Raw genomic sequence first — 12,455 nt, forward strand, 5'->3', positions numbered from 1 at the left:
TAGGCGCGGGTCTCAGAGATCGCCGATGGCCTCGAGCGGCCTGGTGCGGGCCGCACGGCCCGCCGGCCACAGCGCGGCGAGTACACCCACCACACCGGATCCGAGAAGCATCGCCACTACCTGCCCCCACGGCACCGCCATCTGATCGAGTCCCTGTTCCTTCAGAGTGCCGACGAAGCCCCATCCGAATGCGACGCCCAGTACCACCCCGACGACCGCACCGAACACAGCGATGAGCATCGACTCCAGATAGATCGTGCGCCGCATCTGCGCCCGCTGCATACCGACCGCGCGCAGCATGCCGATCTCGCGGCGTCGTTCCACCACCGACAATGCCAGCGTATTGACGATACCGAGAATCGCGATCACGACGGCGAGCGCGAGGAGCCCGTAGAGGATCCCGAGAATGGTGTCGATCTCCTGCACCTGGGCGCCCTTGAACTCCTCCCGGTCCTGCACCTGGACGACGACGAACTGCTTGGTCGCCGATTCGAGTTCGCCGCGCAGCTGCGCGAGATCGGTTCCTGGCTTCGCATCGATCATTACCGCGAGATCCGGAAGCGTCGCCGCCGGCATCACCTCTCGGTACACCTCGTTCGATATCAGCCAGTCCCCGAGAAGCTGGTTGTCCTCGTAGACTCCGGTCACCTCGGTGCCCACGACCTGACCGTCCGCGCCGGTCATCGGCACGGTCGTGCCCACCGTCCAGCCCTTCTCGTCCGCCGTCGTCTGGGACACGAGCAGGTGGTTGCCGGTGAGATCGGCGGACCCTTCGACGAGTCGGTAGTCGACCACGCCGTCCAGCGGGCCGTCGAACGACTCACCCTTCACCTCCTCGCCGTCGACTGTCACACGCGGTGAGACGCTGAGCGCGACCGCTTTCTCGACGCCGGGGAGGTTCCGCGCCGCCGCGGCTACGCCACTCGGAACCCCGATCTGGTCGGGTGCCGTCAAGACGTAGTCGGCGGTCACACCGACGTCCACCAGTTTGTTCATGCTGGCCTTCGCGGAGGATCCGAACACGCCGATGAGGGAAACAAGCATCAGCCCGAGGGTCAGCGCAAACGCCGTCGCGGCGGTGCGGCGCGGGTTGCGCACTGCGTTCGTGCGGGCCAAGCGGCCCACCGCGCCGAAGGGCTTCACGAACAGCATGCCGAGCGCGCCGACCACCGGTCGAGACAGGGCGGGGGCAGCGAACAGCACGGCCAGGATCAGCCCCATCGCGCCCACCCCGACGATCGCCGCAGCGCCGCCTCCGGAACCCCGCGAGCCGATGACTATGCCCACCACACCGAGGACCGCGAGCACCGCTCCGATAACGGTCCGCACGTGCAGGGAATCCCCGGTGGAGGCGAACTCCTCACGCATCGCGGCCACCGGTGGAATCTTCGACGCCCGCCGGGCCGGTGCGTAGGCGCTGATCGTCGTCACCAGGACCCCCAGGACGAGTGTGACCACGATCGTCCGGGGCTCGAGCTGCAATGGGCCCTCAGGCAGACCGACGTCGAACGAGTTCAGCAGGGCCCGAAGACCGTAGGCGAGACCGATGCCCGCGACGAGGCCGATCACACTCCCGATCACGCCGACGACGAGAGCTTCGAAGACCACCGACCGACCCACCTGCCTACGGCTGGCCCCGATAGCGCGGAGCAGTGCCAGCTCGCGCAACCGCTGCGCCACGATCATCGAGAACGTGTTGTAGATGATGAACGTGCCCACCAGCAGTGCGATTGCCCCGAACGCGAGCAGAAAGTAGTTGACGAATCTGAGGTCTTCCGTCACTACTGCCCTAGCCTCCTCGCGGACTTCGTCGCCGGTCTGCACCTTCACGCCGGGTAGTACCTGCGCGATCTCGTCCCGCAACTCGGACTCGGACAGCCCGGCGCCGGCGACGTCGATGTACTCGACGTGCTTACCGTCGGTGAATAATTCGCGTGCCTGCGAGTCGACGAACGCCGCACCGATGAACCCACCGTCATTGTTGTTGCCGGTCTCATAGATACCTGAGACGGTGACGTCGACCATCCCCCGCGCGGGCACCAGCACCTTGGTGGTGTCGCCGATTGCCAGATGCGCCCGTTCGGCGGCACCAGTGTTGATGGAGATCTGCCCGGGAGTGGTGGGCGGGGCTCCGGCTATGTACTCGGCGGACTCCCCGAGCGCCTGACCCGGTGGCAGATACGACTGGCCGATACTCGGTGCCCCGGTCTGGATTGCGGCGCCATCCGAACCGATGAGAACGATCTGCCCGCTCACGGCGGGAGCGACGGCCCGCACGCCCTCCACCCGGGTGATGGTGTCGAGGTCGGTCAGAGGCACGCCGCTCGAGTGACGCTCCGAGGTCGAAACCCGAACGTCGACGCCCTGGGCGGTGTTCTCGAAGATCGAATCGAAGGTTTTCTGGAGGGTGTCGGTGAAGACGAAGGAACCCGCGACGAACGCCGTCCCGAGCACCACCGACAACACTGTCAACGCGAGCCGGACCTTGTGTGCCGCTAGATTCCGCAGCGATACCTCGCGCATCGGAGCGCTGGATGTGGTCGCCACGGCGATCAGACCGTCACGGCGGCGGTCGCGGGGGTGTCAAGCTGCTTCATCCGGTCGAGCACCGAATCGGCGGTCGGCTCGCGCAGCTCGTCGACGATCTTGCCGTCGGCGAGGAAGACCACGCGGTCGGCGTACGCCGCAGCCCGCGGATCGTGGGTGACGATGACGACGGTCTGGTTGAACTCGTCGACCGCGGCCCGAAGGATGGATAGCACCTCGCCCGACGAGTGGGAGTCGAGGTTTCCGGTGGGCTCGTCGCCGAAGATGATCTCCGGCTGGCCGGCGAGGGCGCGAGCGCACGCCACCCGCTGCTGCTGCCCACCGGACAACTCACCGGGACGGTGATCGAGGCGGTCCTTCAGACCGAGCCTGGTAAGCACGCTGTCGAGCCACGCGGCGTCCGGTTTGCGGCCCGCGATGTCGAGCGGCAGCGTGATGTTCTCGAGCGCGGTCAGAGTCGGAACCAGGTTGAACGCCTGGAACACGAATCCGATCCGGTCGCGGCGCAGTTGCGTCATCTGCTTGTCCGAGAGGGTGGTCAGCTCCGTGTCACCGATGAGGACGGAGCCCGAACTGACGGAGTCCAGCCCCGCGAGGCAGTGCATCAACGTCGATTTCCCCGACCCGGACGGACCCATGATGGCGGTGAACTCCCCCCGAGCGAACCTGACAGAGACCGCGGCCAACGCGTGGACTCGGGTGTCATCCGTGCCGTAGGTCTTCGACAGCCCGACCGCGCGGGCAGCAGTGGCATGCGTGCTCATGATCGCCTTTCGTCTTCTCTCGTATTCTGTTGCGGTGCACGCAAGGCGCACTCATCTCACCTTGTCGTCGCCGCTCACGAGCCGCCATCGGGAACCACCCTGATCTTTACCCTGGCCTGACCCCCACTCCTGCCGCGCGATACTTCCGGAAGGAACGTGACGAACCGATCTGACGGTACAAGTTTCTGAGAGGAAAACGACTCGGATCGCCTTCTCTCGCACTAGCCTCGTGTGACTGAGTTCATACGGAAAGGTAAGTACATGCCAGACGCCGACACCATCATCTTCGACCGCATCGCGCATTGGGCGCGGGTCCGGCCGGATGACATCGCAGTCCAGTTCCAGAACGTCGAATACACGTGGGCGCAGTGGCACAGCCGGATCCTGCGAATCGCTGGTGGCCTGACGACAGTCGGAATCGGCCCCGGTGACACCGTCGCGTTCGTCGACAAGAACCACCTGTCTTGCCTCGAAGTCACCTACGCGGCCTCACTTCTGGGCGCTGCAAACGCGGTTCCGAACTGGCGCCTGGCCGGTGACGAACTCGTGTACGTGATCAACGATTCCCGGGCGCGAATACTGTTTGTGGGCCACGAATTCCTTCAGGATGTCACGCCGCTACGCGATCAACTCACCTATGTCGAGCGGATCATTGTCGTCGGTGGAGAGCACGACGAGTTCGAGAAGTGGATGCAGGAGCAGGCACCGTTCGAGGCTGCGCCGACCGTGACTGCAGACTCGACAGCGCTGATCCTGTACAGCTCCGGAACTACGGGCAGACCCAAAGGTGTACAGCTGACGCACCGCAACCTGATCGCCCACAGCGTCGCCATTCTCGAGATTCTGCCCGCGTGGCACGAGGACTGCCTCCTCGTCGCGATGCCGCTGTTCCATGCCGGCGGAACCTGCTTCGCAATCATGGGAATTCACGCCGGTACCCGAAGCCACTTCACCCGGGAGACAGACGCGCCGGCCCTGTTCTCCGCTCTCGCAGCAGGGGCGAATATGGCATTCCTCGTCCCGCCAGTGATCGCCGGCGTCCTCGCTGCGGGAGAGCAGGCTATCGCCGCGTTCGGCGCGCTCGATCGCATCATCTACGGCGCCGCACCGATGCCACTTCCGCAACTGCGCAGCGCTCTCGACGCCTGGCCGAAGACGGAATTCGTTCAGGTCTACGGGATGACCGAGTTGGCGGGCGTCGTCACCGCTCTGTCACCCGAGGCGCATCGCGACAAGACACATGAATCGAGGATGGCGTCGGCAGGACGCCCACTTCCCGGCGTCGAGTTGCGCATCGTCGACCCTGCAACCCTCGAAGACGCCTCCCCAGGCGAGGCGGGGGAACTGTGGTGGCGAACAGAACAACGCACCCCCGGCTACCTCGGCAGGCCCGAGGCGACCGCCGAAGCCCTCACGGCTGACGGGTGGCTACGTAGCGGCGACATAGGCCGCGCCGACCACGAAGGTTTCGTGTTCATCGAGGACCGCCTCAAGGACATGATCATCACGGGCGGTGAGAACGTCTACTCCCCAGAGATCGAGCGCGTGCTCGCCGAGCATCCGGCGGTGGCTGAGGTGGCGGTGATCGGGGTACCCGACGACCACTGGGGCGAGACCGTGAAGGCTATAATCGTGCCGGTGGACGGGGCTCGAATCGAGCCGGACGAGCTAATCGTCTACACCCGTCAATACCTGGCAAAGTTCAAGTGCCCGACTACCATCGACGTCGTCGAACTCCTGCCACGCAACCCCACCGGCAAAATCCTCAAGCGCGAACTTCGCGCGTCCTACTGGGAGGACCGCAGCCGCAACCTTGTGTGAACTCCGTCCATACTGGGACGGTGATTGTTCGATGCCCCTGCCTGCTCGGTGAGTCATACGACGACTGTTGCGGGAGATATCACCGTGGAGAGGCGAAGGCGCCCACCGCCGAGCGACTGATGCGCTCGCGGTTCAGCGCCTTCGCCGTCTTCGACGCCACCTACCTCTCGAGGACGTGGCATCCGAACACACGGCCCCAAGAGCTCGACCTCGATCCCGGGCGGCGCTGGACCCTCCTCGACATTTGGGGGGCCAGCGGTGGCGGGCTGTTCGACACCACCGGCACCGTCGAGTTCCGCGCACATTACGTAGAGGGCGGACGCCGCGAATCGCTCCACGAGAACAGCCGATTCGTTCGCGAGGACGGCGACTGGCTATACGTCGGCGCAATCGCCACGCCACACCCGGGGCTCCCCCGTCTCTGATCGTCCCCGGTTTAGCATCACACCCATGATCAACCACCGGATCGGCCCCTTCGCCGTGTTCGCCGCCTGCACATTGGCCCTGCCCCTCACCGGATGCTCGGAGTCGAACTCCGCGAGCAGAGTCGCCGCCACGTCGCCGATTGAAGTGACAAGCACGGGCAGCGCCTCGGAACCCGGGGAGTCGGCGATCCCGGTGGACGCCTTGGCCAAATCGTCTCCGGCCTCCGATTCGGCGCGTCTGACGGTCACCGACGTGAGCGTGGGACACCACGAGGGATTCGACCGCGTGGTGTACGAACTCGGCGGCATGGGCACCCCCGGATGGCGAGTCGACTATGTCGACACCGCCGTACAGAACGGAAGTGGCACACCGATCCCGATGTCAGGCAAGGCCATCCTGCAGGTTCAGATCGATGGCTCGGCCTACCCGTTCGACAGCGGTGTCGAGGGATATTCAGGTCCGGACCCGGTTCCTGGAATTCCGGGCGGCTCGGTGACCGAGGTCAGGGGTGCGCTCGTGTTCGAAGGCGTCACCCAGTCGTTCATCGGGGTCGCGGAGCCCGACCGCCCCTTCACGGTCTCGGCCTTGTCCGGGCCGCCCCGGGTGGTCGTCGACATCGCGAACTAGCACTTCCCCGCCTCGCCCGAGTCCCGCGGGAACCACGGGAACTATCAGTGCGGGTTGTGCCTGCCGTCGCGGTCGCGTTGAAACTTACCGCCCCCGCGATCGTCGCGGCCACCGCGGCCCGGCCGACCCGACGGCGGACCCGAATCGGGCTGCAGTTGGATTAGAACACCGGAGATGCGGGTGCGACGGAGTGCCTCGAGCGTCTCGCGGGACAGGTCGGCCGGCAACTCCACAAGGCTGTGATCGGGTCGGATGCTGATGTGCCCGAAGTCGCTACGCCGCAGGCCGCCCTCGTTGGCAATGGCGCCGACGATTGCACCGGGTACCACACGGTGTCGCTTGCCGACCGCGATCCGGTAGGTGGCGAGTTCCTGCCCCTCCGATCCGTGGGACCGCCCCTCCGATCCGTGGGACCGCCCCTCCGATCCGTGGGACCGCCCCTCCGATCCGTGGGACCGCCCTTCCGGTCCGCGGGACCGCGCCGGTGGGCCGTCGTCGAAGCGCCGCGCAGGCCGCTCACGCGGTTCACGCTCACGCCGCGGTGCGGGCGGCGGTTCCGGCGTCATGAGGAACGCCTCGCCGTCGCGGGACTGCACTGCCAGTGCCGCGGCGATGTCGGCGAGTGGTACGTCGTGTTCCTGCTCGTAGTCCTCGATCATCTTGCGGAACAGCGCCAGATTGTCGGATGTGAGGCTCTCGGTGATCGAATCGCCGAACTTGGCCACGCGCTGCGCATTGACGTCGTCGACGCTCGGCAACTGCATCTCGGCCAGGGGCTGACGGGTAGCCCTTTCAATCGCCTTGAGCAGGTGCCGCTCGCGCGGCGCCACGAACAACAACGCCTCGCCCGCACGTCCGGCTCGACCGGTCCGGCCGATCCGGTGCACATACGACTCGGTGTCGTGCGGGATGTCGTAGTTGACGACGTGGGAGATGCGGTCAACGTCCAGACCACGGGCAGCGACGTCGGTGGCCACCAAGATGTCGATCGCGCCGCTCTTGAGCTGGCCGATGGTCCGCTCACGCTGGGCCTGCACGATGTCACCGTTGATCGCCGCCGCAGAGAACCCCCGTGACCGCAATCGTTCGGCGAGATCCTCGGTGGCCTGCTTGGTGCGCACGAAGATGATCATGGACTCGAAGTCCTCGACCTCGAGAACGCGCGTGAGTGCGTCGAGCTTGCGCTGGTGCGCTACCTGGACGTACCGCTGCGAAATATTGGATGCCGTCGACGTCTTGGACTTCACCGTAATCTCGACGGGGTCGTGCAAGTACTGCTTCGAGATCTTGCGGATGGCCCCCGGCATGGTCGCCGAGAAAAGAGCGACCTGCTTGTGCTCGGGTGTGTCGGAGAGGATGCGCTCGACGTCCTCCTGGAAGCCCATCTTCAGCATCTCGTCGGCCTCGTCGAGGACGAGGTACGTGAGCTTGGACAGATCAAGCGTGCCCTTCTCCAGGTGGTCGATCACGCGACCGGGCGTACCCACCACGATGTGGACGCCGCGCCGCAGTCCGGACAACTGGACGCCGTAACTCTGACCTCCGTAGATGGGCAGGATGTGGACGCCGGGGATGTGGGTCGCGTACTTGCCGAACGCCTCCGCGACCTGGAGAGCCAGCTCGCGCGTCGGTGCGAGGACCAGAGCCTGCGGCGACTTTTGGGCGAGGTCGATCCTGGAGAGGATCGGCACCGCGAACGCGGCCGTCTTGCCGGTGCCGGTCTGTGCCAGCCCGACGACGTCGCTTCCCGCCAGCAACGGCGGAATGGTGGCAGCCTGGATCGGCGAGGGCGACTCGTAGCCCACATCAGACAGTGCCTTCAAGACCCGATCATCGATGTCGAGGTCGGCAAAAGTTGGGGGTTCGGGGTCACGCTCAATATCACTCATTGACCAGCAGTTTAGTCCACGAGTCCATGGGGCCATACCGCGCGGCGCAAATGGGCTTCCACCGGGACGGGAACCGGCCCCCGCATCGTCGCATAGCGTGGACGGCATGGTCGATGTCGCCGTCATTCAATTCGCTCCCAGTCAGGACAAGCGGGAGAACCTGCGCACCATGCGCACTCTCGTCACCGAGGCCGCCTCAAGCGGAGCGAAGGTGGTGGTGGCGCCCGAGTATGCGATGTTCACGGCGCCGAGAACGGACCAGAGGATCGTCGAATCGGCAGAGGGCCTGGATGGAGAATTCGTCTCCGGCCTGAGGGCGATCGCCTCCGAAGTCGGCGTCCACCTGGTGGCAGGAATCAACGAAGACCTGCCCGGGGACGATCGGATTTCCAACACTCTCGTCGCGTTCGGACCTGACGGCGACCTCGTCGCCACGTACCGAAAGCTCCACCTGTACGACGCCTTCGGTTACAAGGAATCCGACGTCATCCGCGCAGGCGACATCAGCGCGCCCGAGACGTTTGGCGTCGATGGCCTGACCTTCGGACTCCAGACCTGCTATGACCTACGATTCCCCGAGGTCACCCGCCGCATCGTCGACGCGGGCGCCGACGTGCTGCTCCTGCCCGCACAATGGGTTCCCGGTCCGCTGAAGGAGGACCACTGGTCCACTCTCGTCCGGGCGCGTGCCATCGAGAACACGATCTACGTGGCCGCCGCCGACCAGAGCGCCAGAACCGGGGCGGGCGCCAGCATGATCGTCGATCCGATGGGAGTGATCCTCGCGTCGCTCGGTGAACGGGTGGGCACAGCGGTCGCCACCGTCTGCACGGAACGGATCGTCGAGGTCCGTGAGAAGAACCCCGCCCTCGAACTGCGTCGATTCACCGTCACAGAGAGGTGAGCCGCCCGTACTCGACACATACCGGACTCGGCACATGCGGGAGTAGCGTCGAAGGCGAACCGTCCTCCCCGATCACGGAGCGTTCGATGCACTACACCAGTCGTGCCGATGCCGGCCGCAGACTGGCCGGTGCGTTGGACTATCTGCGCGCTACCGACCCGGTCGTGCTGGGCTTGCCGCGTGGAGGCGTCCCCGTCGCGTTCGAGATAGCCGCCGCTCTGTCGGCCCCACTCGACGTCGTGCTCGTCCGCAAGCTTGGTGTCCCCTGGCAACCGGAACTTGCCATGGGCGCCATCGGCGAGGGCAACGCCCGGGTGATCAATGACGACGTCCTCCGCCTTACCCAAACCAGCAAGGCCGCGCTCGCGAAGGTCGAGGCAGCAGAACGCCTCGAACTTCAGCGCCGCACATTACGTCTCCGAGGCAGCAGGAATCGGACACCGTTGAACGGCCGCACGGTCGTGCTCGTCGACGACGGCATGGCCACCGGCGCGACCATGGCCGTGGCCTGTCAATCGGTGCGGAAACTCGGCGCAGCGAGGGTGGTGGTCGCTGTTCCGGTGGCTGCGCCAGAGGCCATCTGCCGCGTGCGCGTGACCGCCGACGAAGTGATCTGCCCGCACACCCCGGTTGATCTCGGAGGAGTCGGCAACGCCTACGACGACTTCCATCAGCTCACGGACAGCGAGGTCACGGAATTGCTGCGCATCCGCTGAAGGACCACTTTCTGACGAATCTTCAGTTCAGGTGCAACGTTTCCGCAGTCCGTGCCGATACGTCGGGCAGAGCACAGAACAGCCTACCTTTGGAGGATCTCGTGACCGTCTCTGCCGATGCCCTCGAAACCGTCGTAACCGCCTGCCGCGACCGATTGGGCGACCCGTCCGGTTGGGTCACATCCGTTGCCTATCGGCGCAGCCTCGCCCTCTGCATTATCGAATCGGTCCAGTCGAGGGCCGGGCACAGTGAGGCCGCCGTCGTCGATCGCTATCTGGCGTACCGCCGGGCACGCCTCGATCAGCCCGTCACCGACGGCGCCCGCGACCTGCTCCGCACGTTCGAGGAGGCGGGAAGCTCCGACCAGTGGGCAGGCAAGGTCGGATCCTACAAACGGCGCTATTGCGCTACCGGCGTGCAGATCGAGGCGCGGCACATTCAGCAGGCCGCCGAGCGACTACACCAACTACGCATCAACAGCATCGACGACCTCCTCGAAGCAGCACACGACGAGGCCGCCTTGGAGCAGATCCACGACGCGTGGGTCGAGGTCTGCGGCGAGAGCAGCGACGTCACCTGGGCGCACTTCCTCATGCTGGCAGGGATACCGGGGGTCCGGCCGAATCGGGTGGCAGACATTTTCGTCAGCGGGGCGCTCGGCATTTCCGGCACCGCCGACGCCAGCCACGCAGAGGAGATTCTCGAGGCCACGGCGGCCGAACTCGGAGTCGATCCGGACCAGTTGGACTATGCGATCCGTCGCTGGCTCTCGGCCAATTCGCGGCGCGTCGACGAGGCCGCCTAAGTTGCGGGTTCAGACCGAGCTACAATAATCCCCGCTGGTCAGAGTGAACATGCGCGTAGCGGACAAGGCCCATGCTGCGAATCTGGGACAGATGTGATCAAATGCACATTCGTTATGTTATTTCAGTGGAGGGGTCACAGTGCGCGAATTTTCGGTACCGCAGTCGTTCTCAATTCCAGAGGGCGCGTCCATGGCCGACACGGTCTTCCGTCACGCCGAGGAGGACCCGAAGTTCATTCCTTTCAAGAGGCCCCGTAACGGTGGTTGGGTAGACGTCACCGCCGCCGAATTCGCGGCGCAGGTCTCCGCCGTCGCAAAGGGACTCATCGCCTCGGGTATCGAACTCGGTGACCGCGTCGCGATCCTCTCGGCGACCCGGTACGAATGGGTCGTCATCGATTTCGCGATCTGGACTGCCGGCGGCTGCACCGTTGCCATCTACGAGACGTCCGCACCCGATCAGTCGAAGTGGATCCTCGAAGACTCCGGCACGTCACTTCTGGTCGTCGAGAACGCCGAGCAGGCCGCAGCCTTGCAGGTCGTCACCGACGAGGCGCCGGACCTGCGTGAGGTCTTCCAGATCGACGGCGGCGCGATCGAGGAGCTGACCAAGCTTGGCCAGGACGTCACCGACGAGCAGATGCACCAGCGTCGCCACGAGGTGAACGCTTCCTCCGCCGCGACCCTCATCTACACGTCTGGCACCACTGGTCGCCCCAAGGGCGTGCAATTGACGCACTCCAACTTCTACGCGGAGTCGGCGGCCGTGAATCTGGCGCTCGCGGAATCGATGTACCCGGGCAGGCGCACACTGATGTTCCTCCCGCTCGCGCACGTCTTCGCGCGCGCCATCTCGTTCGGCGCGTTCGACGCCAAGGTCACCGTCGCGCACACGTCCGACCTTTCGACGCTGCTCGACCAGTTCGCCGCATTCAAACCGCACTTCATCCTGTCCGTACCACGCGTGTTCGAGAAGGTCTACAACTCTGCCAAGCAGAAGGCGTACGACGGCGGCAAGGGCAGCATCTTCGAGAAGGCGTCCGCCACGGCCATCGCGTTCAGCGAAGCGCAGGAAAACGGTGGGGCCGGACTGGTTCTCAAGCTCAAGCACCTCGTGTTCGACAAGCTCGTCTACTCGAAGCTGCGAACCGCACTCGGTGGCGAATGCGATACCGCGGTTTCCGGTGGCGCCGCACTCGGCGCGCGACTGGGCCACTTCTTCCGCGGTATCGGCGTACCAGTCTACGAAGGCTACGGCCTCACCGAGACCAGCGCTGCAATCTCGGTGAACACGCCCCGCGACCAGAAAGTCGGCACCGTCGGCAAACCAATCGACGGTCACGCCGCCAAGATCGCCGAGGACGGCGAACTCCTCCTCGAGGGTCCAGTCGTGTTCAGCGGGTACTGGCACAACGCTCAGGCGACCGCTGATTCAATCCATGACGGCTGGTTCCATACCGGTGACCTCGGCTCGATCGACGAAGAGGGCTACATCTCGATCACCGGCCGCAAGAAGGAAATCATTGTCACCGCCGGTGGCAAGAACGTGGCACCGGCGGTCCTCGAGGACGCTCTGCGCGCTCACCCACTTATCAGCCAGTGCCTGGTGGTCGGTGACGGCAAGCCCTTCATCGGCGCGCTCGTCACCTTGGATGCCGAAACCCTGCCGGGCTGGAAGGAACGCCACGGGTTGCCCGCAGACGTTGCGGTGTCCGAACTGATCAAGAATCCGGACCTGATCGCCGAGATCGACGAGGCCGTGGCCGAGGGCAACAAGAAGGTCTCCAACCCCGAGCAGATCAAGAAGTACAAGGTACTCGAGGTCGACTTCACACAGGAGACCGGCGAACTCACGCCCACGCTGAAGCTCAAGAGGAACGTCATCCACAAGGAGCACGGCGCGGCCATCGAGGCCATCTACGCCTAGAAAGCGACTCCGGGCACGTGCGCCTTCC

At 65.2% G+C, this 12,455-nt stretch carries 10 protein-coding genes; 7 read left to right on the forward strand and 3 right to left on the reverse strand.

Annotated elements, in window-relative coordinates; translation table 11 throughout:
- Positions 1–12: 12 nt before the first annotated feature.
- Both RM2_RS03375 and RM2_RS03380 read right to left on the reverse strand, forming a co-directional pair.
- Positions 13–2,523, reverse strand: a complete 2,511-nt coding sequence (locus RM2_RS03375; protein ID WP_072687486.1) for an ABC transporter permease — start codon at positions 2,521–2,523, stop codon at positions 13–15.
- Between the two features lie 29 nt (positions 2,524–2,552).
- Positions 2,553–3,311: an ABC transporter ATP-binding protein gene (locus tag RM2_RS03380; RefSeq protein WP_072687413.1), complete on the reverse strand. Its 759-nt coding sequence runs from the start codon at positions 3,309–3,311 to the stop codon at positions 2,553–2,555.
- A 261-nt stretch (positions 3,312–3,572) separates the two neighbouring features.
- Between RM2_RS03380 and RM2_RS03385 the strand changes: the two genes are divergently transcribed.
- The 3 genes from RM2_RS03385 to RM2_RS03395 are packed head-to-tail and all read left to right on the forward strand — an operon-like array spanning position 3,573 to position 6,185.
- Positions 3,573–5,132 carry a long-chain-fatty-acid--CoA ligase gene (locus RM2_RS03385; protein ID WP_072687414.1) on the forward strand — a complete coding sequence of 520 codons (1,560 nt, stop codon included), beginning with the start codon at positions 3,573–3,575 and terminating at the stop codon, positions 5,130–5,132.
- Positions 5,129–5,557, forward strand: a complete 429-nt coding sequence (locus tag RM2_RS03390) for a YchJ family protein (protein WP_072687415.1) — start codon at positions 5,129–5,131, stop codon at positions 5,555–5,557. Before RM2_RS03385 ends, RM2_RS03390 begins: the two co-directional genes overlap by 4 nt.
- Before the next feature lie 25 nt (positions 5,558–5,582).
- The gene (locus RM2_RS03395) at positions 5,583–6,185 is read left to right on the forward strand and encodes an AMIN-like domain-containing (lipo)protein (RefSeq protein ID WP_072687416.1); all 603 of its coding nucleotides are present in this window, start codon (positions 5,583–5,585) and stop codon (positions 6,183–6,185) included.
- A gap of 44 nt (positions 6,186–6,229) precedes the next feature.
- On the opposite strand, the gene RM2_RS03400 is transcribed toward RM2_RS03395, so the two are convergent.
- The gene (locus RM2_RS03400; protein ID WP_072687417.1) at positions 6,230–8,074 is read right to left on the reverse strand and encodes a DEAD/DEAH box helicase; all 1,845 of its coding nucleotides are present in this window, start codon (positions 8,072–8,074) and stop codon (positions 6,230–6,232) included.
- A 106-nt stretch (positions 8,075–8,180) separates the two neighbouring features.
- On the opposite strand from RM2_RS03400, the gene RM2_RS03405 reads away from it, so the two are divergent.
- From RM2_RS03405 to RM2_RS03420, 4 genes are all read left to right on the forward strand, one after another.
- On the forward strand, positions 8,181–8,978 hold the full coding sequence (locus tag RM2_RS03405; protein ID WP_072687418.1) for a carbon-nitrogen hydrolase family protein: 798 nt from the start codon (positions 8,181–8,183) through the stop codon (positions 8,976–8,978).
- Positions 8,979–9,064: 86 nt separating this feature from the next.
- The gene (locus RM2_RS03410; RefSeq protein ID WP_072687487.1) at positions 9,065–9,694 is read left to right on the forward strand and encodes a phosphoribosyltransferase; all 630 of its coding nucleotides are present in this window, start codon (positions 9,065–9,067) and stop codon (positions 9,692–9,694) included.
- A gap of 101 nt (positions 9,695–9,795) precedes the next feature.
- Positions 9,796–10,500 carry a DUF8548 family protein gene (locus RM2_RS03415; RefSeq protein WP_072687488.1) on the forward strand — a complete coding sequence of 235 codons (705 nt, stop codon included), beginning with the start codon at positions 9,796–9,798 and terminating at the stop codon, positions 10,498–10,500.
- Between the two features lie 139 nt (positions 10,501–10,639).
- Complete coding sequence (locus RM2_RS03420) at positions 10,640–12,427, forward strand: AMP-dependent synthetase/ligase (protein WP_072687419.1); 1,788 nt, start codon at positions 10,640–10,642, stop codon at positions 12,425–12,427.
- The last annotated feature ends 28 nt before the right edge of the window (positions 12,428–12,455 follow it).

This window comes from Rhodococcus marinonascens NBRC 14363 (genome assembly GCF_001894885.1).
In the GTDB taxonomy this organism is placed as follows: Bacteria; Actinomycetota; Actinomycetes; order Mycobacteriales; family Mycobacteriaceae; genus Rhodococcus_F; species Rhodococcus_F marinonascens.

What these genes read in the sequence shown, in the direction of transcription:
- RM2_RS03375 (WP_072687486.1), bottom strand. Translation starts at nt 2,523, where the DNA reads ATGCGCGAGGTATCGCTGCGGAATCTAGCGGCACACAAGGTCCGGCTC.
- RM2_RS03380 (WP_072687413.1), bottom strand. Translation starts at nt 3,311, where the DNA reads ATGAGCACGCATGCCACTGCTGCCCGCGCGGTCGGGCTGTCGAAGACC.
- RM2_RS03385 (WP_072687414.1), top strand. Translation starts at nt 3,573, where the DNA reads ATGCCAGACGCCGACACCATCATCTTCGACCGCATCGCGCATTGGGCG.
- RM2_RS03395 (WP_072687416.1), top strand. Translation starts at nt 5,583, where the DNA reads ATGATCAACCACCGGATCGGCCCCTTCGCCGTGTTCGCCGCCTGCACA.
- RM2_RS03400 (WP_072687417.1), bottom strand. Translation starts at nt 8,074, where the DNA reads ATGAGTGATATTGAGCGTGACCCCGAACCCCCAACTTTTGCCGACCTC.
- RM2_RS03405 (WP_072687418.1), top strand. Translation starts at nt 8,181, where the DNA reads ATGGTCGATGTCGCCGTCATTCAATTCGCTCCCAGTCAGGACAAGCGG.
- RM2_RS03410 (WP_072687487.1), top strand. Translation starts at nt 9,065, where the DNA reads ATGCACTACACCAGTCGTGCCGATGCCGGCCGCAGACTGGCCGGTGCG.